The sequence below is a fragment of the Streptomyces ortus genome, assembly GCF_026341275.1.
Lineage (GTDB): Bacteria > Actinomycetota > Actinomycetes > Streptomycetales > Streptomycetaceae > Streptomyces > Streptomyces ortus.
Genome location: NZ_JAIFZO010000002.1, coordinates 1533040 through 1555888 on the forward strand (window position 1 = coordinate 1533040; position 22849 = coordinate 1555888).

A 22849-nucleotide genomic window follows, 5' to 3' on the forward strand; every position below is an offset into this window, starting at 1 on the left:
CCACGGCCGCGAGGTGGGCGAGACTGAGGGCATGGACACCGACGGGGACAGCGGGGAGAACAGGGCGGGCGGCCGGGCGCGTACCGCCGCAGTCGCCGGAGCGCGGGCGCTGCTGCTGGCCGTCGTGGCGCCGGCCGGGTCGATCGTCCTCTTCGTGTTCTCCGTCGTGTCGATCGTGCTCGTACCACTGGGCATCGGCATCGTGACGACGCCCTGGGTGCTCGCCGCCGTACGCGGCTTCGCCGACCTGCGGCGGCTGCTGGCGGTCCGGTGGGGCGGGGTGCGGATCCCGCCCGCGTACCGGCCGGTCCCGAAGGACGCCAATCCGTGGGGGCGCTGTTTCCGTCTGCTCGGCGATCCGGCCGTCCGGCGGGACCTCCTGTGGCTGCCGGTGGACATGACCGCGGGCCTGCTCACCGCGCTGCTGCCCGCCCTGCTGATCTTCTACCCCTTCGAGGGGTTCGCGCTGGCCGCCGGGCTGTGGCGGGCCCTCACCGACGGCACGTACGTCGGCTGGTGGTACGGGTTCGTGCCGGTCGGCGGGCAGCTCAGCGCCCTCGCCGCGGGGGCCCTGGGCGCCGCCCTGCTCGTCGTCGGCGTGTACACGGCCCCCTTCCTGCTGCGCGTCCACTTCCTGCTGACCCGGTCCGTCCTCGCGTCCGGGCAGGGCGAACTCGCCGAGCGGGTGCGGGTGCTGACGGAGACCCGCCGGGACGCCGTCGACACCTCCGCGGCCGAACTGCGCCGTATCGAGCGGGATCTGCACGACGGGGCCCAGGCCCGGCTGGTCGCGATGGGCATGGATCTCGGCACGGTCGAGGCCCTGATCGAGAAGGACCCGGCGAAGGCCAGGCAGCTGGTCGCACGGGCCCGCCGGTCCTCGGCGGAGGCCCTCACCGAACTGCGGGACCTGGTACGCGGCATCCATCCCCCCGTGCTCGCCGAGCGCGGACTCGGCGACGCCGTACGGGCGTTGGCGCTGCGGCTGCCGATCGCCACGGAGGTGGACGTGGACCTGCCTGGCCGGCTCGGGGAACCGGTGGAGGCCGCGGCGTACTTCGCCGTCAGTGAGGTCCTGACCAACGCGGTCAAGCACTCGGGGGCCGAGCGGATCTGGGTCGATCTGCACCACACCCCGGAGCGCGGCGGCATGCTGCGGATCGCCGTCACCGACGACGGCGGGGGCGGCGCCGCGACCGGCTCGGGTTCGGGACTCTCCGGAGTCGAACGGCGACTCGGTACATTCGACGGCGTCCTGGCCGTCAGCAGTCCCGCGGGCGGTCCCACCATGGTGACCATGGAGATCCCTTGCGAGTCGTCCTAGCCGAAGACCTGTTCCTGCTGCGCGACGGTCTGGTCCGGATGCTGGAGGCGTTCGACTTCGAGATCGCCGCCGCCGTCGGGACCGGGCCCGAACTGACGCGTGCACTGGCCGACTTGGAGCCGGACGTCGCCGTGGTCGACGTACGCCTGCCGCCCTCGCACACGGACGAGGGGCTGCAGTGCGCGCTGGCGGCGCGCCGGGCCAGACCCGGGCTGCCGGTCCTCGTCCTGTCCCAGCACGTCGAGCAGCTGTACGCGCGTGAGCTGCTCGCCGACGGGGTCGGCGGGGTCGGTTATCTGCTGAAGGACCGGGTGTTCGACGCCGAGCAGTTCATCGACGCGGTGCGGCGGGTGGCCGCGGGCGGTACGGCGATGGATCCGCAGGTCATCCAGCAGTTGCTGGCGCGTCGGCAGGGCGACGACCGGCCGCTGGGCCGGCTCACACCTCGTGAGCTGGAGGTTTTGGAACTGATGGCGCAGGGCAGGTCGAATGCGGCGATCGCGGGCCACCTCGTGGTCACGGAGCGGGCGATCGCGAAGCACACGTCGAACATCTTCCAGAAGCTGGGCCTGGATGTCTCGGACGACGACAACCGTCGCGTCCTGGCCGTTCTCGCCTATTTGGACCAGGGCCGCTGAAAGGGTTCATAAGCGGGGGGAACAAGGGCCCGCCGGAACCGTTCCCGAGTTTCGGACCCGCTGAACGAAATTCAAAGATTCCCGCTCAACGGCCGTTGTTTCAGGGGCTTCTGGGCCCCTTGCGGCAGGATTGCGCCACGGAACTCTCATCAATTTCTGAGGCCTCTGAACGCCCCAGGAACCTCCTCCGTACTGAACGGAGCCGCTTCACCTCCTGTCGGGCGCCTCGTTGCCCCGCAAGGAAGCCAGAGGGAGTTCCATGGGACGCACGAACCGAAAACGCCGCTCCACGCTCGCCAACCGGGCGATAGCCGCATCGGCGGCTCTCGCGCTGGGTGGCGGCGGTCTGCTTGCGGCCAACATCTACGCTTCCGCGGGCGAGAACAAGAACTCGACGCGGAACGCGCAGACGACCGCCGCCTCGGTGGCCACGATCAAATGCCCGGACGTCGGCCAGAAGCTGACCTCCGTGCCCAAGGGCGCACGCGCCGGTGTCGACAAGGAGCTGGCCAAGCTCGACCAGCAGGTCACGGAGGCCTATAAGCGTCTTGCGGACACCCGCCAGGCCCAGGCGGGGGACCCCGCCTACGTCAACAACGCCATTCTCGGCCCGTTGAAGTCCAAGCGCGTTGCCACGATCGACAGGATCAGCAACAACATCAAGCGCGCGGGCGGCAAGGGGCCCAGAGGATGGGGCAAGTTCGCGGGCTGCCAGGGTGTGCCCGCCGAGAATCCGACCGGCGGTGGCCAGGGCAACAACGGCGGCCAGGGCGGAAACAACGGCGGTCAGGGCAACAACGGTGGCCAGGGCAACAATGGCGGCCAGGGCGGTGACAACGGCGGTCAGGCCGGTAACGGCGGCCAGGACGGCGGCGGCGACGGCCAGGTCGTCAACGGTCCCGTGGCAGCCGACTTCCAGGACATCACCCAGGTCCAGCCGAACGGCGGCCCGAAGGGGGTCGGCGCGAACGGCCTCGCCGCGAACGGCGACGGCGGTTCCACCGGCACCTTCACCACGAGCTGCGGCACCAACGGGAACGACAACCACAACTCGGACAACATCATCGTCGCTCCGGGTGTCGACAACGGTGCTCAGCACACGCACGACTACGTGGGCAACCAGAACAACAACGCCTTCACCAGCGACCAGGAGTTCCTCCAGGCCGACACCAGCTGCGAGAACCAGGCCGACAAGTCGTCGTACTACTGGCCGGTGCTGCGTCTGCAGGACGGCACCGACGAGTTCGACGCGAACGACCTCGGTGGCGGTGCGGAAGGAAACATCGGCAAGATCCTCCAGGCCAGTGAGGCTCAGCTGAAGTTCGTCGGCAACAAGGCGGGCGACGTCGTCGCGATGCCGCAGGCACTGCGCATCATCACCGGTGACGCCAAGGCGTTCACCAACGGTCTCGCCAACGCCAACACGAACTGGAGCTGCACCGGGTTCGAGGACCGGCAGCTGACGGACAAGTACCCGATCTGCCCCGAGGGCAGTTCCGTGGTGCGGACGTCCTTCTTCCAGAGCTGCTGGGACGGCCAGAACATCGACAGCGCCAACCACCGCACACACATCTCCTTCGTGCAGGCGGACGGCACCTGCGCCAACGGGTTCAAGGCGATCCCCCAGCTCCAGGCCCGGCTGGTCTACGACGTTCCGGCCCCACAGATCCAGAACGGGCAGGTCGTGAACCCGTTCGCGGTGGACGGCTTCCCCGACCAGTTGCACAAGGCCATCACCGACCACAACGACTTCATCAACTTCTTCGACGGGAACGAGATGAACGAGGTCGTCAACTGCATCAACAGCGGCCAGAACTGCACGTGATACGCATGTATTCACGCGGCATCTGAACGTCGAGCACACGGAAGAGCCGGCGGTGGGAATTCCCACCGCCGGCTCTTTCGTGTCCCCGCGGTCAGCCGCTGTGCTTGCCGCTGTTGTGGCTGCCGCCCGGGTTCATGTGCTCGGAGCCCTCTTCCATGGTCCCGCCGAGCCGGCCGCGCAGTGCCGTGACCGTCTTCTTCTCGCCGACGGCGACCCACTTGCGGCCCACGAGGTAGTAGCCGCCGTAGTCCTTCGCCCCGCTCAGCCACTCGGCCTGGCCGCGGTCGGTGGCGAACGTCGCGAGGACGTACTTCTCACCCGGCTTCTTGCAGAGGGCCTGCCGGATCGTGTCCGCGTCCGTCTGCATGTTCGGCTTGCAGCCCGCCTCGCTGGCAATGTGCTCCAGACTCCCGGTAGCGGTCTCGGGAACCTTCTTCTCGCCGCCGCCGTCGGAGCCGCAGCCGGTCACCGCGAGGAGTGCCACGACCGCCCCGGCCGTGCCGACCGCGAGCCTCTTGCCCGTACAACTCATTACGTCCGTACCTCCGGGTCCGTTCCGGCGACCTGCCTCGCCGGGGCCGTGCGCCCACGCTTCTGAAAGCCCGCACAGGGGCCCCGCTCTTCGATACGGCTCCCGTCCGCTCCGCGCTCAACGGACGGCGGCACGAGTGACCGATTCCGTCATACAGGCACCACGGCACACGTAACAGTGACCCGCGTCACAGGAGCGTTGGTTCTGGTTGGCGCACGTGTGCGAAGGTGAGCCCGTGACGACAGAGGGCAGTGCGACGGACAAGGCAGTGGACGACCCGGCGGACTGGGAGGAGCGGGTGGCCGCCGCGTGGGCCGCACTGGAGGCCGATCCGCAGACGGACACGGCGGACTTCCGGGCGCGGATCGACGCGCTCGTCGCCGAGTTGCCCGCCGACAGCCCGGTCGGCCCCTTCGAGCGGGCGTGCGCCTGGGACTCCACGGGCCACTCGGACAAGGCCGTCCCGCTGTACCGCCGGGCCCTGGCGCTCGGCCTCGACGGCTACCGGGGCCGGCGCGCGAAGATCCAGCTGTCCAGCTCGCTGCGGAACATCGGGCAGCCGGAGGAGGGCGTCAAGCTCCTGTCGCCCGAACTCGTCGGTGTGTCCGACGAGTTGGACGACGCCGTACGCGCGACCCTCGCCCTGTGCCTGGCGAGCCTGGGCCGCGAGCGCGAAGGCCTCTCGCTCGTCCTGGGCGCCCTCGCCCCTCATCTGCCGCGCTACCAGCGGTCCATGGCGAACTACGCGCGCCTGCTCGTGGAGCCCGACGCGTAGGACAGGACCGCGAAGTCCCGGTGGTGTCGGGGCAGTCCAGGTGACCATCCACCGATTCGCTCGTTCTGCTGAACGTGCAGTCACAGGATGTCGCCCCGCGCCCCCGCCCCGCATCAGCCGCCGCCCCCGGGCCGGTGGTCGACATCGAGCAGGCCGAGGCCGCGCTCGTCGAGCACTACCCGCGGCTCGTCCGGCTCGCCTATCTGGTGCTCCCGCCGAGCCTCGGCCGCAACCGCCGGGTGCTCACCGCGCACGCGCTCACCCAGCGCACCCTGCCCCGCGGGCGGGCCTCCGGCGACAGCGCCGTCCTCCCGGCGCAGAAGACCGCCGACGACGGCCGTGCCGAGGACCCCGGGTACGCGTACGTGCGGCTGCGGGTCCTGCGGACGGCGCTGGAGGCGGGCCGGCCGCTGACCTTCCGGGCCTGGCCCACCCGGGCCCAACTGCCGCCGCTGCTCCCCCAGGTGTGGGGTCTGCGGCTCTTCCCGCGCTCCGGCGGAGCGGACGAACTCGCCCTGGACCAGCGTCTTTCGGCGCTGTCCGCCCCGGCCCGCGCCGCCTTCGTGCTGCGCGGCCTGGAGCGGATGGCGGACGCGGACGTACGCGGGGTGCTGGCCGCGGCCGGTGCGCAGGACCCGGCCGCCGCCCTCGCCGAGGCGGACGCGGTGGGCACGGCCGAGGGCGCCGACGCGCTGCTGACCTCCCCCGAGTTCGACCCGTGCTCGCTGCAGGCCCGGCCCACCGATCTGATGCGGCGCCGCCAGCACTTCAAGGCGGCGGTCGCCGCCGCCGCCGCGGTGGCCGTGTGCGGGGCGCTCCTCGGCATGCCGGGTGACGGCTGGGGCCCCGACGGCGCCGCCGCGCCCCCGTACGCGCGCAACCCCGCCGCCCAGGCCGCCCTCGACCCGGGGAAGCTGACGCTGGTGCCGGCGGCGGCCTGGGAGTCGTCCGCGCGCACCGACTTCTCCGTGTGGCCCGCGCGCGGCGCGCTCACCGGCGACAAGGCCCTGCTGCGGCGCGCGCTCGCCGTATGGGCGCGGCCCGGCGGCTCCGTACAGGTCTCCGCGACCCCCGGCACCCCCTCCGGCGCCCCGCCGGGACCACCGCAGCTGCTGTACGCGGGCGTGGTCGACCAGAGCCGGGTGGTGCTGCTGTACGACGGACTGCGGATCGCGCGGTACGCCGAGGCGAAGGACGGCGGCACCCGGGGCGCGGCCCTCGACTTCGCCCGGGTCGACGGTGCCTCGGGGGCCGACGCGGACGCGCTGGTCCTCGGCCGCACCGACGGCAACGTCCGCTATCTGACGGCACCCTGGGTGCGTACCGCCGTCGTGCGCGACCTGCTGAAGTCGGCGGCGGCCACGCCCGGCGCCACGGGTACGTCGTCCGGTACGACGCCGCTGGCGCGCTCGGCGGACGGGGTGACCGAGCCGTTCGCGAGCCCGGCCCTGCAGAGCGGCGCCTGCCGTTCCTGGAACGTCCTGGAGCTGACGGACAAGGCCGGCACCCGGCTGTCGACCGACCTCGGTGAACTGACGCCCGCCCGGCTCACCTCGGGCCGTCCCGGGCGGCCCGGCGACGCCTCGGCGGCGGACTGGGCCCCGCTGGCCTGCTCCCTCGCGGACGCCCGCGGCCAGGGGGTGCGCTCGGTGAACTCCTGGAGCTACGCCCGCCAGGCCCTGCCCGACGGGAGCGGCACCGCGGAGTGGCTGTGCACCCGCGCGGACACCTGGCGCGGCGGGGGCCCGCGGGTGCTCGCCCAGTTCCACGCGCCGGGGCAGCGGTTCGGCGCGGTCGCGGCGAAGGCGGAGAACGCGTCCGCGTGCGGTGCGAAGGATCCCCATGTCCTGGCGGGGGTGCTGTGGAAGTCCGTCAAGGGCGACTGGTACCTCCTCGCCGCCGGCGGGAAGGGCACGGCGTCGATCCGTGCGACGGGCGGGGTCAGCGGGGCGGCGCGGAGCAATCTCCTCGCCGTGCGGGCCGAACAGGGCGCGAAGGCCGAGCTGGAGGGCACGCTGAGCAGCGGAAGGGAGATCGGCGGGCTGCGCTGAACCGCACCGGGCGGTGGCGCGTTCGCGGCCCGCTCGCGGCCCGTTCGCGGCCGGTTCCGATCGGTTCGATCGGTAAGGTGTTCATATGACTACCGGGGTGCGGCGCAGAATGGGCGTCGAGGAGCGACGGCAGCAGTTGATCGGCGTCGCCCTCGACCTGTTCAGCCGGCGCTCGCCGGACGAGGTGTCCATCGACGAGATAGCCTCCGCCGCGGGTATCTCACGACCGCTGGTCTACCACTACTTCCCGGGCAAACTCAGCCTGTACGAGGCCGCGTTGAAGCGTGCCTCGGACGACCTGGCGGAACGTTTCGTTGAGCCGCGGGAAGGGCCGCTGGGGGCGCGGCTGCTGCGGGTGATGCGGCGGTTCTTCGACTTCGTCGACGAGCACGGGCCGGGGTTCTCGGCGTTGATGCGGGGTGGTCCCTCGGTCGGGTCCACCACGACGAACGCGCTCGTGGACGGGGTGCGGCAGGCGGCGTATCTGGAGATCGTGTCGCATCTGCGGGTGGAGCGACCGCCGGCCCGGCTCGAACTGGTCGTGCGGTCCTGGATATCGCTGGCGGAGGCGACGGCGCTGATCTGGCTGGACGGGCGGCGGATTCCGCGCGGGGAGCTGGAGGTTCAGCTGGTGCATGATTTCGCGGCGCTGGCGGCGGTCAGTGCGGCGTCGGACGCGGAGATGGCGGCGATTCTTCGTGCCGCGCTTGACCAGGAGCCGACCGAGAGTCCGTTCGCGGACCTGGTCACGCGCCTGGTGGCGCTCGCGTCCTGAGGCGGCCCGGGGGGCCGTTCGCGCAGTTCCCCGCGCCCCTAAAAGACTGCGCCGTTCCCCGCGCCCCCAAAGACAAAAGACTGCGCCGTTCCCCGCGCCCCTGAAGACAAAAGATTGCGCCGTTCCCCGCGCCCCTAAAAGCCAAAAGACTGCGCCGTTCCCCGCGCCCCTGAGGCTCGCGGGCGTCAGTTCACGGACTTCTGGTAGGAGGGGTCCAGGTCGGTGACCTCCGCGGAGGCGTGCAGGACGGCTCCGTCGGCCGGCTTCACATGCGCCCGTACCAGCTCCAACGCCCGCGACGTCAACGCCGACTTCACCTCCGCGGAGCGCCCCGGCAGCAGCGCCACACCGACGTGCACCAGCGCGTGCCCCACCGTGTCGGCCCCCACGACGATGTCGTCCACCACCCGGAACCGGGACTTGCACGCCTCGGTCTTCGCCGCGGCCGTCTCCACCACCATGGCGTGCAGCGCGACGGCGAACCCCTGCCGGTCGAAGGCGTCGCCGAGCGGCGCGGAGTAGTCGACGGTGATCTGCGGCATGGGAACTCCTGTGCTGGGAAAGAACCCTCACCCTAGCCGCAGGGCGAGCAGCGCGATGTCGTCCTCCCGGTCGTGGCCGAAGCAGTCCAGGAGCGTGTCGCACAGGGCGTCCAGCCCGGGCAGCGCACCCACGGCCGCCGCGCGCAGGTGTTCCATCGAGGCCGCCAGATCCGTACCGCGCGTCTCGATCAGCCCGTCGGTCACCATCAGGAGCCGGTCGCCCGCTTCGAGGAACAGTTCGGTCGGCGCCGGATGGGGCAGCCCCACCCCGAGCAGCGGCCCGGCGGCCTTCGCGTAGTCGGCCGTACCGGTGTCGCGGATGATGAGCGGCGGGATGTGGCCGGCGTTCGCGATACGGGTGCGTCCGGTCGCGGGGTCGATCAGGGCCAGGCAGACCGTGGTGGTGATCCCGGGGTGGTAGTGCCGCAGCATCCGGTCGAGTCGCTCGGCCAGCACGGCCGGGTCGCTCTCCTCGACGCAGTAGGCGCGCAGCGCGTGCCGGATCTCGACCATGACGGTGGCCGCGTCCAGCGAGTGCCCGACGACGTCGCCCACGGCGGCGAGCACCCCGTCGTCGGTGCGCAGTGCCGCGTAGAAGTCGCCGCCGATCTCGGTCTGCTGCGAGGCGGGCACGTAGCGGACCGCGATGTCGATGCCCGGCAGTTCGGGGAGCCGGTGCGGCTGGGGCAGGAAGCTGTGCTGGAGGGTGAGGGCGACGTGCCGCTCCACCTGGTACATGAGCAGCGGCTCGGCGGCGTACGCGGTGGCCTGGGCGAGCCGGGCCACCAGGGTCTCGTCCTCCGGGTTCAGCCTGCGCACGCCTCGGGTGGGCGTGGCCAGGCACACCGCGGCCTTGCCGTCCTGGGTGAGGATGAGCGCAAGACGGGCGTCGTGCTGCATGCCGGGGCGGAAGAACCCGCCGGGCCACAGCGGCGCGGGCACGGTGGTGATCCGCACCCCGGACTGTCCGCGGGTGAGCCGCCGGAGCAGCCCGGCCACGGCCCGGTGGGCACCCTCGTCGGGCAGTGCGAGCGAGGTGCGGTCCTGGGAGTGGGCGCGGTACAGCTCGTCGTCAGGGCCGAGGAAGAAGACGGCGGCGGGGCCGCCGGTGAGCCGCGCGGTGCCGTTGGCGGCGGCGTCGGCGAGTTCCTGGAGGCCGCGCGCCGCCTGGATGGTGACGATGGTCTCCAACAGCAGCGTCAGCCGCCGTGCCAGTGCCTGGTCGTCGGCCCGCAGCCGCGCGGAGCGCACGGCGGCCCGGACCACAGTGTCGATCTCCTCGGGCTCGGCGGGTACCGCCAGATAGGCCTCCCCGCCCGCCTCCAGGCCCAGGCACCGGGCGCCGGGGGTCACGGCGGTGGCGGAGAAGTGCACGACGGGCAGACCGGCCAGGTGCGGGCGGGCCTTGATCCTGCGGCAGAGTTCGATGCCGCTCATGTCGGAGAGGTCCACATCGACGAGGGCCACGTCGGGGAGGGTGCCCCTGCGCAGCCGCGCGTCGAGTTCGACGAGGGCCTCGTTGCCGGTGGCGGCCACGACGACCTGGTGGCCGGCCCGGCGCAGCAGTGCGGCCATGGCGTACCGGCCCGCCGCCGTGTCGTCCACGAGCAGTACGGTCGCGTCGGTTCGCTTGCCGTGGACGTCCATCTGCCAGCCCTCGGACCCGCCGGTGGGGCGGCCCGGGGTCCCGGGGCCGCCCCACCAATGTAGTGCCCTGTCAGGAGGTCCGGGAGAACACCGCCACGGTCCGTCCGGGAACGGTGAACGTGCCCGAGCCGGCCGCGTAGGACGCGGACTTGACGACGGTGTCGCCTCCCTCGGCCTGCACGGGGTGCAGCGCGTATCCGGTGCCCTTCGCCTCCGTCACCGTCTGCTCCCGCGCCCCCGGGGTCGCGTTGAGGACGACGACGAGGTCGCCGAGTTCCATCGTGATCACTCCGGGTGTCTCGTCCTTGCCGGACAGCGGGAAGGACAGTTTCGACTGCACCTGTGCGGCGGTCCCGAGCCCGAAGTCGCTCTCGCTCGTGCGGATCCGCAGCAGGTCCCGGTACGCGGCGGACGCGCCCTCGATCTGCGGGCAGCCCACCTCGACGGACGTCAGCAGGGGCTTGGCGTAGGACCATTTGGACTCGTTGTCGGCGGCCGGCGGCAGCCCCCGCCCGAACCCGTTGCCGCTCCCGGTGCCGCCGCTGTCGCGGCACTTCCAGTGGATGGCGTTGAACCAGTCGCCGCTGTCGTAGGAGTTGCGGTCCAGGGACTTGGAGCGCAGCAGGTCGGTGCCCGCCTGGGAGAGCGAGGGCCCCTGCGACAGGGTGGCCGTGGCCATCGCGAGGACCTGCATCCGTGCGCGCTCGGCCGCCGAGGTGCCCTGGGGCAGCTTGAAGGCGAGCGCGTCGAACAGCGACTCGTTGTCGTGGGCGTCCGCATAGGCGAGGGCGTCGCCGGGCGCGTCCGCGTATCCGGCGGGCGCCCCGTTGTAGCCGACCTCGGAGCCCTTGACCCGCTCGCCCGCGGTGTCGGTGAAGGTGTAGTCGGCGAGGTTGCCGGAAAGGCCGACCTTGATCAGGTCCTGGTAGTGGAGCAGGCGGGCCTTCTGCTCGGCGGAGGTGCCATTGGCGGCACTGTCGTTCGGGTCGGTGTAGAGGCCGGACGCGAAGCCCTGGACGCCGGGGTCCTCGTCGAAGGGTCCGCCGCCGCGTACGGCGTCCCGGGCCCGGTCGGAGAAGGTGGCGATGCCGGTTCCGGCCATGTTCTTCTGGGTGGCCTGGACGAACCGGGCGTCGTCCGCGACCTCGCCGAAGTTCCAGCCCTCGCCGTAGAGGACGATCTTCTTGCCGTCGACGCCGTCCTTGGCGGGGGTCAGCGCGTCGAGGGCCTTCCTGACCGCCAGAATGTTGGCCTTCGGATGGTGTCCCATCAGGTCGAAGCGGAACCCGTCGACCTTGTACTCCCTGGCCCAGGTGACGATCGAGTCGACGACCAGCTTGCCCATCATCGCGTTCTCGGGGGCCGTGTTGGCGCAGCAGGTGGAGGTGGCGACCCCGCCGTCGGCGAGAAGCCGCTGATAGTAGCCGGGGACCACCTTGTCGAGCACGCTCGTGTCGGCCTGACCGCTGGCAGGCGTGTGGTTGTAGACCACGTCCATGACGACCCGCAGCCCGTCCTCGTTGAGCGACTTCACCATCTGCCGGTACTCGACGGTGCGGCGCGTCCCGTCGGGATCACTGGCGTACGAGCCCTCCGGCACCGTGTAGTGGTACGGGTCGTACCCCCAGTTGTACGCGTCCTTCGCGGCGCTCTTCGCCACGCACTCCTGCTGCTGGTCGGAGTCGGCCGGGTAGGAGCCGAGATCGCAGTCGGGGACTGCCTGGTCCGCCTTCTTCTCCGGAATGGTGGCGATGTCGAAGGCGGGCAGGAGATGGACGTACGAGGTCCCGGCCTCGGCGAGTTTCCTGAGGTGCCGGGAGCCCGCGCTGTCCTGATCGGTGAAGGCGCGGTAGGTGCCCTGGTCCCTCGCCGGGACGGAGTCGTCCTCGACGGAGAAGTCACGGATGTGCAGTTCCTGGATCTGCGCGTCCTTCAACGGCACCGCCTTCGGCTTCTTGAGGCTCGACCAGCCGCCGGGGGCGAGGGACTTGTCGTCCAGGTCGACGACGAGGCTGCGCCCGGAGTTCGCGGTGAGGGCGACCGAGTAGGGGTCGGTGACCTTGTTGGTGACGAGTCGGCGGACGCTGGGCGCCCACACCTTCACGGCGTACCGGTAGGGCTTGTTCTTCCAGGAGGCCGGCCCGGTGACGGACCAGACCCCGGAGGCGGAGTCCCGCTTCATGGGGACGGTCGTGCCGCCGATCTCCAACGCCACCTCCTGGGCGGTCGGCGCCCAGACGGCCAGCGTGGGCCGGCCGCCGCGGAACGTCGGACCGAGCTCCGCCTTCGTCGCGGCCGTCCCGTACACGTCGTCGAGCACGCCCGCGATCTGCACGCCCGTCGCCGCGAGCACGGCTCCGTTGGCGGCGCGCTGGGAGGCGACGAGCTGGCCGCTCAGTGCCTCGCGCACCCGGTCGCGGTCGCGCGGGTCGACGGACCAGGCGCTGTAGTCCTTCAGATGCGGGAAGGCGGCCTTCTGGGCGTCGGTCAGCGAGGTCTTCCCCAGCCGCAGCCAGCGCTCGTCGGTGCTGGTGAGGGTGCCGTTCTCGGCCTTGATGCTGCCCTTGCGGGAGTACAGCAACTGGGTCGACGCGGCCGTATCGTTGCCGTTCCACGCGACCGTGTTCCGGTCGATCCAGACCGCCTTGGAGGTGGTCAGGTCGAGTGCGGCGGCGCTGCCCGCGGGCTGCGGCAGGAGGTACTTCTCCTGGCCGCCCAGCATCCACACCTCGTGGCCGTTCGCCGTGAGGTCGAGCGACTGGTCGGTGGGCAGGTCCTTCTCGTCGCCCTTGTGCAGGATGTAGCTGAGGCTGGTGGCTCCTTCGGCGAGCGGCACCTCGTAGACGGCGCCGTACGCGTCGGTCCGCACCGGCTCCAGGGGCTTGGACCAGTCCGTGGGGTTCGCGGCGCCGGTCCAGGTGTGCAGGCCCCAGCCCGCGTAGTTCCCGTCGGCGCGGTGGTAGTGCAGGACCGCCTTGGTCTTGTCCGGCGCGGGATGGTCGGCGGTCGGTTTCTCGGTCCGTACGGCCTCCTTGCCCTGCTCGACCCAGACCTCACCCGTCTTCGTGACGTCGATGGTGCGGTCGGCGGCGACGTCCTTGTTTCCGTCCTTGTCGATGACGAGGAAGTTCACGGCCGAGGCGCCCGGCTTGAGCTTGACGTACGCGAAGGCCCCGTAGGCGTCGCGGCCGACGAAGTCGTGGCCCGCCGGCCAGGTGGTCTCCTCGCCCTCGGCGAGGTCGCCCCAGGCGTACAGCCGCCAGTCGGTGTAGTCGCCGTCCGCGCGCTTGTAGTGGACGACCGCGTAGTCGCGCGAGGAGGCGGTCGGCACCTCCTCGGCGGGCGGGGTGCCGGTGGTGGAGGCGGCCGTCGCACTCGCGGTACGCCCGGCCGCGTCGACGACAACGGCCTTGTGGCGCAGGGCGGTTCCGGCGGGCACGTCCTTCCCGACGACCTGGGTGACCTTGTACGGGGCATGGTCGGCGGACCCGAGCGTGCGCCACTTGCCGTTACCGACCTGGGCCGCGAGGACGACCCGGTTGAGCTGCCCGCTGCCCCCGTCCACGTCGGCGGTGATCTCGACGGTGCCGGTGGCGCCGGCGGCGGGAGCCTTGAGCGTGACAGTCGGCCTGGTGGCAGGCGCGGCGAGCCGTCCCGCCGCCTTGTAGACGACGGAGGACCCGGCCGGGACGGTCACGGTGACCCGCCGGTCGGCCCCGCTCTTCAGCGACTTCTCGACCCCATGAGTCCCATCGATCCCATGGACCCCGTAGATCCCGCGGAAGGTCATGCCCGCCGACCCGGTCGCGAACGTGGCGCTCTTCGCCTCGTCCGCGTTGTTCACGGCGACGACGTACTCGACACCGGTCTTCGCGTCGGTGCGGGAGAACGCGTAGACGCCGGCGCCGTCGGCCGCGTACCGCTCGGTCTGTACGCCGTCCGCGAGGGCCGGGTTGTTCTTGCGGAGCTTGGCCAGCGCGGCGATCTGCCGGTACAGGGGCGCACTCGTGTCGTACGCGTCCTCGGCGTGTGTGCGGTCGGTGCCGAGTTGGTCGTCGTCCAGGTAGTCGGCGGTCTTCGACGCGAACATGGTCTGGCGGGCGTCCTTGTCGCCGCCGGCGCCGGTGAAGCCCTGCTCGTCGCCGTAGTAGACGACGGGGTTGCCGCGGGTGAGGAACATCAGCTCGTTGGCGAGCTTCGCCTTCTTCACCAGTCGCGCGTCGGAGGCGCCTTCGTCGTCCTGCTTCAGGAAGGTCCCGATGCGGCCCATGTCGTGGTTGCCGAGGAAGGTGACCTGCTCGTACGCGTTGGCCTTGTCCGTCGTGTACTTGTAGTCGTCGCCGAAGACCGAGGCCAGCCGCTGCGCGCTGCCGCCCTGGGAGGCGTACGCCCGTGCCTCGTCCTGGAAGGGGAAGTCGAGGGTGGAGTCGAGGCGGCCCTCGGTGACGTAGGGGGAGGTGATCGCCGTGTCCGCCGAGTACACCTCGCCGAACATGAAGAAGTCGTCACGGCCGTGCTTCGCCGCGTACGCGTCCAAGGCTGTCGCCCACTGCGTCCAGAACTCCATGTTCACGTGCTTCACGGTGTCGATCCGGAAGCCGTCGATGTCGAAGTCCCGCACCCACCGCTGGTAGATCTTCTCCATGCCGGTGACGACCTCGGGACGCTCGGTCCACAGGTCGTCGAGTCCGGAGAAGTCGCCCTGTTCGGAGCTCTCGCCGGCGAAGGTTGAGTCGCCGCGGTTGTGGTACATCGACGGGTCGTTGAGCCAGGAGGGCACCTTGGCGTTCTTCTTCGCGGCGGGCACGACGGGCGTGCGCGGGAAGGAGCCGCTGCCGACGGCGGGGAACTTCCGCCTCCCGCCCGCGTAGTCGGCGTCGTCGAAGGGCTCGCCGTCCTTCGTCAGATAGGGGAAGGCGCCCTTGGGGAGGTAGGAGTAGGACTTCTCCTCGTAGTCGACGACGTCGGCCGTGTGATTGGTGATGACGTCGAAGAAGACCTTCATGCCCTTGCCGTGGGCCTTGTCGATCAGCCGTTCCAGGTCGGCGTTGGTGCCGAAGTGCGGGTCGACCTGCGTGAAGTCGGTGATCCAGTAACCGTGGTAGCCGGCCGAAGCGTTCTCACCGGTGCCCTGCACGGGCTGGTTCTTGAAGATCGGCGCGAGCCAGATGGCCGTGGTGCCGAGGTCCTTGATGTAGTCGAGCTTCTTCGTCAGGCCCTTGAGGTCGCCGCCCTGGTAGAAGCCCTTGTCGGTGGGGTCGTAGCCGGTGGCGAGGCGGGAGCCGGTGAGGCCGCCCTTGTCGTTCGCGGTGTCGCCGTTGGCGAACCGGTCCGGCAGGACGAAGTAGAACTGCTCACGGGTGAGGTCGTTGCGGGCCGGCGTCTTCGCCAGGGCCGCGTCCGACGGGGGCGCGGGCGGGGCTGCCGCCCGGGCGGCGAGGGGCTGGACGAGCGCGGCGGCGAGGGCTGCGGCGGCGATGGCCGCGGTCCGTCTCGGTATCACTGGCCTGACTCCTTGCGGTGGGATCGGCGTGACGCTATCCCCGCCGAAACGCTTTCAGCAAGAGCCTTGCAAGAACTGGAAAGCAGTTTCAGTGACGGCCGAAGACTGCGCAGTTCCCCGCGCCCCTCGAAGGGGCGCGGGGAACTGCGCAATCCTGTGAACCAGCCCTCGCCGGGCCGCAGACGAACGCGGTTTTTCAGGGGCGCGGGGAACTGCGCAATTTTTTGGGCCCGCCCTCATCGGCCCGCAGGCGCATCAGCAGCTCGACTTGCCCGCGTGCACCGCCAGTGCCGTGTTCGCCGCGAGTGTCGCCGTCAGCTGGCCCGAGCCGTTCACCGTCACCGTCGTGCCCGCCTGCACATTGCAGTACGTGCCCGCCGCGAGCGACGTCGCATACGTGCGGGTCAGCGAGGACGACTCGTGGTTGATCGCCACGAACCCCTTCCCGCCGCGGCCGAACGCGATCGCGTCACCCCCGTTGTCCCACCAGTTGGTGACCGACTGCCCCCGGACGGCGTTGCGGAAGCCGACCATCGACTGGATCTCCGGCCACGCGTGCTGGCACTTCCACCCGTCCTGCCAGCAGGCGCTCACCGAACCGCCGTTGGGCGGCCCCGCGTCCGTGGACGAGAACTCGTACCCGGAGTTGATGTCGGGCGCCCCGTACGGGTAGGCCAGCATGAACACGTTGGCGACGGTGTAGGTCGCGTTGTCCTTGTAGCTGAGCGTCGACCCGTTGCGCTCGGTGTCGTGGTTGTCGACGAAGACCCCCGAGACACCGCTGCTCATATAGCCCCAGCCCTCGCCGTAGTTCTTCAGGTAGGCGAGGTTCTCGTTGTTGAAGACGCGCTTGAGGTCGAACGCGTACCGGAACTCCTGCACGTCCCCCGTACCGGTGTACTCGGTCGGCTGGACCGCCTCGCCGGCGCCGTAGATGACCTCCTGCTTCCAGTACGCGCTCGTGTTGCTCAGCCGGCCCTTGATGTTCGCGAGGTCGGCGGCCGGGATGTGCTTGGCGCCGTCGACGCGGAAGCCGTCGACGCCGAGCGAGAGCAGGTCGTTCAGGTACTTGGCGATGGCCCCGCGGACGTACTCCTCGCCCGTGTCCAGGTCCGCCAGGCCGACGAGTTCGCAGTTCTGGACGTTCGCGCGGTCCTGGTAGTTGCTGATCTGCGAGGTGCAGTTGTCGAAGTCGGGCGACGAGTACAGGCCCGGGTAGGTGTACTTCGTGTACGACGAGCCGCCCGTACCGGTGCCGCTGCCCGCCGACATGTGGTTGATCACGGTGTCGGCGACGACCTTCACCCCGGCCGCGTGACAGGTGTTGACCATGCTCTGGAAGGCCGTACGGTCACCGAGGCGCCCGGCGATCTTGTAGCTGACGGGTTGGTACGAGGTCCACCACTGCGCGCCCTGTATGTGCTCGGCGGGCGGGGAGACCTGGACGTATCCGTAACCGGCGGGGCCCAGCCGGTTGGTGCACTCCTTCGCCACGGAGGCGAAGTTCCACTCGAAGAGGACGGCGGTGACGTCCTTGGTGCCCGGCGGGGAGGCGTGGGCGGTACCGGCGGTGCTCGCGGGGACGACGAACGCGGCAGCCGCCACGGCGAGCGCGCAGGACAGAGCTCTCCTGGCCATGTGGGGGGTCCCTTCTCCGTTGAAGGTCTTCTCTGAGGCTCTTGAATCTTCTTGCTGCAAAATTCAACAGCCGTGCGGTGCCGCAGATCGTAGAAGCCCGTCTCCCAAAGCGGAAGACGGGCTTCTGAAAATTCCTGAAAGTTCTTACAGGAAGGGCCGATTGATGACGGTTGGTGAACCGTCAGTCGGCGATCCACCACACGGTGACGTCGGCGGGCACCTTCGCCTCCCCGTCGTCCGTGACGGTCACCTCGCCGCTCGCGAGCAGCACCCGCCCGTACGCGCGGACGGTCGCCGCCTCTCCCCCGGTGTTGGCGGTGCACACGAACGCCCCGCGACGGAAGGCCAGGACGCCCTCGGGCGCCCTCAGCCACTCGACCCGGTCGCCCGCGCCGAGGTCGGCCTGCTCACTGCGCGCGGCGAGCGCGGACCGGTACAGCTCCAGGGTCGAGCCGGCCACCCCGGTCTGCGCCTCGACGCTCAGCTCGCCCCATCCGGCCGGCTGCGGGAGCCAGCTGCCCCCGCCGCCGAAGCCGTACGAGGAGCCCTCGCGGTCCCACGGGATCGGCACCCGGCAGCCGTCACGGAACCCGTCCTGCCCGGCGCCCCGGAAGTACGCCGGGTCCTGGCGGACCTCGTCCGGCAGGTCCACGACGTCCGGCAGGCCCAGCTCCTCGCCCTGGTAGAGATACGCGGAGCCGGGCAGCGCGAGCATCAGGAGGGTGGCCGCGCGGGCCCGGCGCAGGCCCAGTTCGCGGTCGCCCGCGAGTCGGATCTGGGTGCCGAGGCCGGCCGGGTTGGCGAAGCGGGTGGCGTGCCGGGTCACGTCGTGGTTGGACAGCACCCAGGTGGCGGGGGCGCCCACGGGCCGCATCGCGTCGAGCGTGCGGTCGACGCAGGCGCGCAGCTCCTCGGCGTCCCAGTGGGTGCTCAGGTACTGGAAGTTGAAGGCCTGGTGGAGTTCGTCGGGGCGCACGTAGTGGGCGGTGCGCTCGATGGTGGGTGTCCATGCCTCGGCGACGAAGATGCGGTCGCCGGAGTACTCGTCGAGCACGAGACGCCACTGGCGGTAGATCTCGTGCACCCCGTCCTGGTCGAAGAACGGCATGACGTCGTTGCCCAGAAGCTTCAGCTGCTCGTGGGATCCAAGGTCCGGGAGGCCTTCCGCCTTCACCAGGCCGTGGGCCACGTCGATCCGGAAGCCGTCGACGCCCATGTCGAGCCAGAACCGCAGCACCGAGCGGAACTCGTCGCCGACCGCCGGGTGGTCCCAGTCGAAGTCGGGCTGCTCGGGTGCGAAGAGGTGGAGGTACCACTCGCCCGGGGTGCCGTCCGGTTCGGTGACCCGCGTCCAGGCGGGGCCGCCGAAGATGGACTCCCAGTCGTTGGGCGGCAGTTCGCCGTTCTCGCCCTGCCCGGCGCGGAAGTGGTAGCGCTCGCGCGACGGCGAACCCGGCCCCTCCGCGAGGGCCCGCTTGAACCACTCGTGCTGGTCGGAGGAGTGGTTGGGGACGAGGTCGACGATGATCCGCAGGCCCAGTTCATGGGCGTCGCGGATCAGCGCGTCGGCGTCGAGCAGACTGCCGAACATGGGGTCGACGGCCCGGTAGTCGGCCACGTCGTAGCCCGCGTCGGCCTGCGGCGAGGCGTAGAACGGGCTGAGCCACACGGCGTCGACGCCGAGGTCGCGCAGATACGGGAGTCGGGAACGTACGCCCTCCAGGTCGCCCATGCCGTCGCCGTTGCTGTCGGCGAAGCTGCGCGGATAGACCTGGTAGATCACCGCGTCGCGCCACCAGTCGCGGCGGTCGGCGACGGTCACGAGAGCGGAGTTCGGCGCCGGGTCGGCGGAGTGCTGCTGGCTCATAACTTCCTTGGTACGTAACGGAGTCACACGGTACGGAGTCACACGGTCGGATTCGGTCGCGGGCACCCCGGCAGGGGTCACCCCTTCGTGCCACCGGCGGTCAGCCCGGTGACCAGGTTCTTCTGTACGAGGTAGAAGAACGCGGACACGGGGATGGCCACCAGCACGGCCGTCGCGGCCATCAGGTTGCGCTGCGCGTCGTGCTCACTGACGAAGCTCTGCAGTCCGACCGCGAACGTGTACTTCGTGTCGGACAGCATGAACGTCGAGGCGAACGCGACCTCGCCGAACGCGGTGATGAAGCTGTAGAACGCGGCGACGGCGAGCCCCGGCTTGGCGAGCGGCAGGATCAGCCGTGCGAACGTACCGAAGGGCGAGAGCCCGTCGACGCGTCCGGCCTCGTCGATCTCGAAGGGGATGGTGTCGAAGTACCCCTTCAGCAGCCACGCGCAGTAGGGCACGGCGGTCGAGCAGTAGACGAGGATCAGGCCGAAGTAGTTGTCGATCAGCTGCAGTTCGCTGAGGATCTCGTACATCGGGACCATCAGTACGGCGACCGGGAACATCTGGGTCACCAGGAGCACCCACATGAACTTCCTGTAGCCGGGGAAGCGCATGCGCGAGACCGCGTAACCGGTGGTGGCGGCGACCAGGACGCCGATCACGGTCGTGCCCAGCGACACGACGAGCGTGCTCCACAGCCAGTCGAAGAACGGCGTGTGCTGCAACACGAACGTGTAGTTGTCGAACGTCATCTTGCCCCAGATGCCGCCGGGGTGCAGGTAGTCGTCCTTGTCCGGGCCGAGCGACAGATAGATCAGCCAGGCGATCGGGAACAGGGCTATCAGGCTGGCGACGCCGAGGATGCCGTGCGAGGTCAGGGCCCCGGCGCGACTGCGCTCGCCGCGCCTCGGCCCCTTGGCCGCCGGCGCCGTGCCCGCGGGGGGCCCGTCCACCGGGGGCGGGGTCTTGACGGTCGTGGTGCTCATGGGGGCTCCTGCCTCAGATCGCGAGCTGCTGCTCGTTGCGGGCCAGCCAGCGGCGGTAGACGGAGGTGAAGACGATCAGGATGGACAGCAGCAGGACGCCGTACGCGGCGGACTGCGCGTAGTCGCGCGGCTGCTGGCCGAAGCCCAGTTGGTAGGCCCAGGTGACGAGGATCTGCGCGTCCGGCGCGGTGTCGCCGAAGAGCAGGAAGATGATGGCGAACTGGTTGAACGTCCAGATGATGCCCAGCAGGACGACGGTGGAGCTGACCGACTGCAGACCCGGCAGGGTGACGTTCCTGAAGCGCTGCCAGGCGTTCGCGCCGTCCATCTCGGCGGCCTCGTAGAGGACCGGGTCGATGGACTGCAGTCCGCCGAGCAGCGAGACCATCATGAACGGCACACCGCACCAGGTGTTGACCATGATCGCGGCGGTCCGCTGCCAGAAGGTGTCCTCCAGCCAGAGCGGCGAGGGCAGATGGACCGCGTCGAGCATGGAGTTGATGATGCCGCCGTCGGCGAGCATGAAACGCCACCCGAAGACGGTGACGAAGGTCGGCACGGCCCACGGCAGGACCAGGATGAGCCGGTAGAAGGTGCGGCCCTTGAGCTTCTGGTTGAGCAGCAGGGCGAGCCCGAGCCCGATGACGTAGTGGAGCAGCACGCACAGCGCCGTCCACACGATCGTCCAGAGGAAGTGCGACCAGAACCGGTCGTACGCGGTCGGCCCCCACAGGATGTCGGCGTAGTTGTCCAGGCCGATGAACTCGTACGTGGCGTCGATGTGGTTGACGCCGATCGTGCGGGCCGAGTTGAGGCTGGTGGCGTCGGTGAACGTCAGGTAGATGCCGCGCAGCAGCGGATAGAGCACCAGCACACCGAGCACGACGACCACCGGAGCGGTCATCGCGTACGCGTACCAGTACTTGCGGTACGCGTGCTTGAGGCGCTGGAGCGGGCCGGGGCGCGGGGCCCGGCCACCGCGGCGCTTGCCGGTCGCGCGGTCGATGACGACTGTCATGGTTCGACACCTTCTGGAAAATCAGGGGCTGATCGGCAGGCCGTCGGGTCTGCGGGCCTGTGCCCGTGGGCCGCTCGGGGGCGTGGCCGGTGGCCGCCGGAGCCGTTCCTCCTCCGTTGCGGGCGGGGACGGGTCCGGCGGCCACCCGGTGTCACTTGCTGAAGTCCGGGACCAGCTTGGCGATCGCGGTCTCGGCGTTGCCCAGGCCCTTGTCGAGGGACTCCTTGCCCCCGGCGATCTTCGGCAGCTCGGTGTCGAGCGGACCCCACAGCGAGCTGTACTCGGGCAGCGCCGGGCGCGGCTGGGCGGCGGAGAGCACACCCTGGTAGCCGGCGATCCCCGGGTCGGACTTGACCTCGGTGGTGTAGGCGTCCTCGCGGGTCGGCAGCGTGGAGTTCTTGAGGGCGACGGTCTCCTGGGACTTCGCCGAGGTCATGAACTTCAGGAACGCGAGCGAGGCCTTCTGGTGGGCCTTGTCCGAGCCGGCGTACACGGAGAGGTTGTGGCCGCCGGTCGGGGCGCCCGCCTTGCCGCCGGAGCCGGCCGGGACGGTGGCGATACCGAGGTTGCCCTTGTCCTTGAAGGCCGAGCCCTTGTAGAAGTTCGTGATCTCCCACGGGCCCTGGATGATCGAGGCGACCTTGCCGTTGACGAAGGCGTCCTGGATGTGGGCGTACGCGTCGGCGGTGGTGTCGGCCTTGTGCAGGCCCTTGCCGTCGAAGAGGCCCAGCCAGGTCTCGTAGCCCTTGACCGCCTCGGGCGACTTGACGGTGATCTTCTTGGCGTCGGCGTCGACCGTGTCGGTGCCCTCGCCGTGCAGGAACGACTGCGCGTAGTAGGCCTGGGTGGAGCCCCAGTAGCCGTCGACGCCCGTCTTCTTCTTGACCGTTCCGGCGTCCGTCTTGAGGTCGGCCCAGGTGGTGGGCGCCGCGTCGATGCCGGCCTTCGCGAAGAGTTCCTTGTTGTAGACCAGCGCGAGGGTGTCGGTGACCAGCGGCACACCGTACGTCTTGCCCTCGTACTTGGCCTGCTCGATCAGGCTGGGCTGGAACTTGTCCTGCTCCGCGAGGGCCTCGGTGCCGTCGAGCGGCAGGAAGAAGCCCTTCTTGGCGAAGGCGGGGGTCCAGCCGACCTCGGAGCGCAGGATGTCCGGGGCGCCCTTGGAGCCGGCGGCCGTGTCGAACTTGTTCTGCGCCTGGTCGAAGGGCACGTTGACGTACTTGACCTTGATGTCCGGGTTGGCCTTCTCGAATTCCTTCACGAGGGCCTTGTACGTGGGTGCCTCATTGGTGGCGTTGGACGTGTCCCACCACGTGAGGGTGACCGGGCCGTCCGCCTTGCCACTGTCGTCGCTGTCTGAGCCGCAGGCCGTCGCCGTGAGGGCGAGGGACGCCACCAGTGCGGTGGCCGCTATGCCACGCCGCATGAGTTCTCCTTGAGGGTGAAAGCCCGTGTGCTTCGGGGGAGCGGACCCGTCCGCCGTCCCCGCCGACTCGCCGACCGCACCGTTGCCGCCGTCGGGCGACGTGAACGTAACAGCGATGTAAGCGGTGCGAAAGACCTTGCAGCAAAAAAGTGCAAGACCGACGGACAGTTACCCCGCCGTGACCTCTTCGGAACCGTCCCGATCTGCCGCGATGCCTTGCCACAGAAGCATTTATCGGGTGAGGGGGTGCCGTGCAAGACTCTGCAAGCTCTTGCCATACCCGTCCGTCGCGGGGATCA

General features: G+C 70.2%; 15 protein-coding genes. 6 read left to right on the top strand and 9 right to left on the bottom strand.

The features are described 5' to 3' along the window. Positions 1 to 31 precede the first annotated feature (31 nt). The 3 genes from K3769_RS10085 to K3769_RS10095 all read left to right on the top strand — a co-directional run bounded on the left by K3769_RS10085 (position 32) and on the right by K3769_RS10095 (position 3787). Positions 32 to 1324 carry a sensor histidine kinase gene (locus K3769_RS10085; protein ID WP_267026089.1) on the top strand — a complete coding sequence of 431 codons (1293 nt, stop codon included), beginning with the start codon at positions 32 to 34 and terminating at the stop codon, positions 1322 to 1324. Next, on the top strand, positions 1309 to 1962 hold the full coding sequence (locus K3769_RS10090) for a LuxR C-terminal-related transcriptional regulator (RefSeq protein ID WP_267026090.1): 654 nt from the start codon (positions 1309 to 1311) through the stop codon (positions 1960 to 1962). Before K3769_RS10085 ends, K3769_RS10090 begins: the two co-directional genes overlap by 16 nt. Before the next feature lie 259 nt (positions 1963 to 2221). After that, positions 2222 to 3787, top strand: a complete 1566-nt coding sequence (locus K3769_RS10095) for a DUF1996 domain-containing protein (RefSeq protein WP_267026091.1) — start codon at positions 2222 to 2224, stop codon at positions 3785 to 3787. Between the two features lie 91 nt (positions 3788 to 3878). Here K3769_RS10095 and K3769_RS10100 read toward each other — a convergent pair whose 3' ends face one another. Next, positions 3879 to 4319, bottom strand: a complete 441-nt coding sequence (locus tag K3769_RS10100) for a hypothetical protein (RefSeq protein ID WP_267026092.1) — start codon at positions 4317 to 4319, stop codon at positions 3879 to 3881. A 235-nt stretch (positions 4320 to 4554) separates the two neighbouring features. On the opposite strand from K3769_RS10100, the gene K3769_RS10105 reads away from it, so the two are divergent. The 3 genes from K3769_RS10105 to K3769_RS10115 all read left to right on the top strand — a co-directional run bounded on the left by K3769_RS10105 (position 4555) and on the right by K3769_RS10115 (position 7920). Beyond that, the gene (locus K3769_RS10105) at positions 4555 to 5094 is read left to right on the top strand and encodes a tetratricopeptide repeat protein (RefSeq protein ID WP_267026093.1); all 540 of its coding nucleotides are present in this window, start codon (positions 4555 to 4557) and stop codon (positions 5092 to 5094) included. 74 nt (positions 5095 to 5168) lie between these two features. Next, positions 5169 to 7145, top strand: coding sequence for a hypothetical protein (locus K3769_RS10110; protein WP_267026094.1), 1977 nt, complete (start codon positions 5169 to 5171; stop codon positions 7143 to 7145). An 85-nt stretch (positions 7146 to 7230) separates the two neighbouring features. After that, positions 7231 to 7920 (top strand): TetR/AcrR family transcriptional regulator, encoded by a 690-nt coding sequence (locus tag K3769_RS10115; RefSeq protein ID WP_267026095.1) that lies wholly within the window; start codon positions 7231 to 7233, stop codon positions 7918 to 7920. A 185-nt stretch (positions 7921 to 8105) separates the two neighbouring features. Here the strand turns inward: K3769_RS10115 and K3769_RS10120 are convergent, their stop codons facing one another. The 8 genes from K3769_RS10120 to K3769_RS10155 form a co-directional block, all read right to left on the bottom strand. Next, on the bottom strand, positions 8106 to 8462 hold the full coding sequence (locus tag K3769_RS10120; RefSeq protein WP_267026096.1) for a 5-carboxymethyl-2-hydroxymuconate Delta-isomerase: 357 nt from the start codon (positions 8460 to 8462) through the stop codon (positions 8106 to 8108). 27 nt (positions 8463 to 8489) lie between these two features. After that, positions 8490 to 10109, bottom strand: coding sequence for a fused response regulator/phosphatase (locus K3769_RS10125; protein ID WP_267026097.1), 1620 nt, complete (start codon positions 10107 to 10109; stop codon positions 8490 to 8492). A gap of 70 nt (positions 10110 to 10179) precedes the next feature. Next, positions 10180 to 15612: a pullulanase-type alpha-1,6-glucosidase gene (gene pulA, locus K3769_RS10130; protein ID WP_267026098.1), complete on the bottom strand. Its 5433-nt coding sequence runs from the start codon at positions 15610 to 15612 to the stop codon at positions 10180 to 10182. 255 nt (positions 15613 to 15867) lie between these two features. Then, positions 15868 to 17250 carry an alpha-amylase gene (locus K3769_RS10135; RefSeq protein ID WP_267026099.1) on the bottom strand — a complete coding sequence of 461 codons (1383 nt, stop codon included), beginning with the start codon at positions 17248 to 17250 and terminating at the stop codon, positions 15868 to 15870. Positions 17251 to 17431: 181 nt separating this feature from the next. Next, the gene (locus K3769_RS10140; protein ID WP_267026100.1) at positions 17432 to 19117 is read right to left on the bottom strand and encodes a glycoside hydrolase family 13 protein; all 1686 of its coding nucleotides are present in this window, start codon (positions 19115 to 19117) and stop codon (positions 17432 to 17434) included. A 77-nt stretch (positions 19118 to 19194) separates the two neighbouring features. Further along, complete coding sequence (locus tag K3769_RS10145) at positions 19195 to 20106, bottom strand: sugar ABC transporter permease (RefSeq protein ID WP_267026101.1); 912 nt, start codon at positions 20104 to 20106, stop codon at positions 19195 to 19197. Between the two features lie 13 nt (positions 20107 to 20119). Beyond that, positions 20120 to 21124 carry a carbohydrate ABC transporter permease gene (locus K3769_RS10150; protein WP_267026102.1) on the bottom strand — a complete coding sequence of 335 codons (1005 nt, stop codon included), beginning with the start codon at positions 21122 to 21124 and terminating at the stop codon, positions 20120 to 20122. A 151-nt stretch (positions 21125 to 21275) separates the two neighbouring features. Further along, positions 21276 to 22550, bottom strand: a complete 1275-nt coding sequence (locus tag K3769_RS10155; RefSeq protein WP_267026103.1) for an extracellular solute-binding protein — start codon at positions 22548 to 22550, stop codon at positions 21276 to 21278. Between the last annotated feature and the right edge of the window lie 299 nt (positions 22551 to 22849).

Excerpts from the sequence above, each read along its gene's own strand:
- K3769_RS10115 (WP_267026095.1), top strand. The coding sequence starts at position 7,231 with ATGACTACCGGGGTGCGGCGCAGAATGGGCGTCGAGGAGCGACGGCAG.
- K3769_RS10120 (WP_267026096.1), bottom strand. The coding sequence starts at position 8,462 with ATGCCGCAGATCACCGTCGACTACTCCGCGCCGCTCGGCGACGCCTTC.
- K3769_RS10125 (WP_267026097.1), bottom strand. The coding sequence starts at position 10,109 with ATGGACGTCCACGGCAAGCGAACCGACGCGACCGTACTGCTCGTGGAC.
- K3769_RS10100 (WP_267026092.1), bottom strand. The coding sequence starts at position 4,319 with ATGAGTTGTACGGGCAAGAGGCTCGCGGTCGGCACGGCCGGGGCGGTC.
- K3769_RS10145 (WP_267026101.1), bottom strand. The coding sequence starts at position 20,106 with ATGAGCACCACGACCGTCAAGACCCCGCCCCCGGTGGACGGGCCCCCC.
- K3769_RS10140 (WP_267026100.1), bottom strand. The coding sequence starts at position 19,117 with ATGAGCCAGCAGCACTCCGCCGACCCGGCGCCGAACTCCGCTCTCGTG.
- K3769_RS10150 (WP_267026102.1), bottom strand. The coding sequence starts at position 21,124 with ATGACAGTCGTCATCGACCGCGCGACCGGCAAGCGCCGCGGTGGCCGG.
- K3769_RS10095 (WP_267026091.1), top strand. The coding sequence starts at position 2,222 with ATGGGACGCACGAACCGAAAACGCCGCTCCACGCTCGCCAACCGGGCG.
- K3769_RS10135 (WP_267026099.1), bottom strand. The coding sequence starts at position 17,250 with ATGGCCAGGAGAGCTCTGTCCTGCGCGCTCGCCGTGGCGGCTGCCGCG.
- K3769_RS10155 (WP_267026103.1), bottom strand. The coding sequence starts at position 22,550 with ATGCGGCGTGGCATAGCGGCCACCGCACTGGTGGCGTCCCTCGCCCTC.
- K3769_RS10085 (WP_267026089.1), top strand. The coding sequence starts at position 32 with ATGGACACCGACGGGGACAGCGGGGAGAACAGGGCGGGCGGCCGGGCG.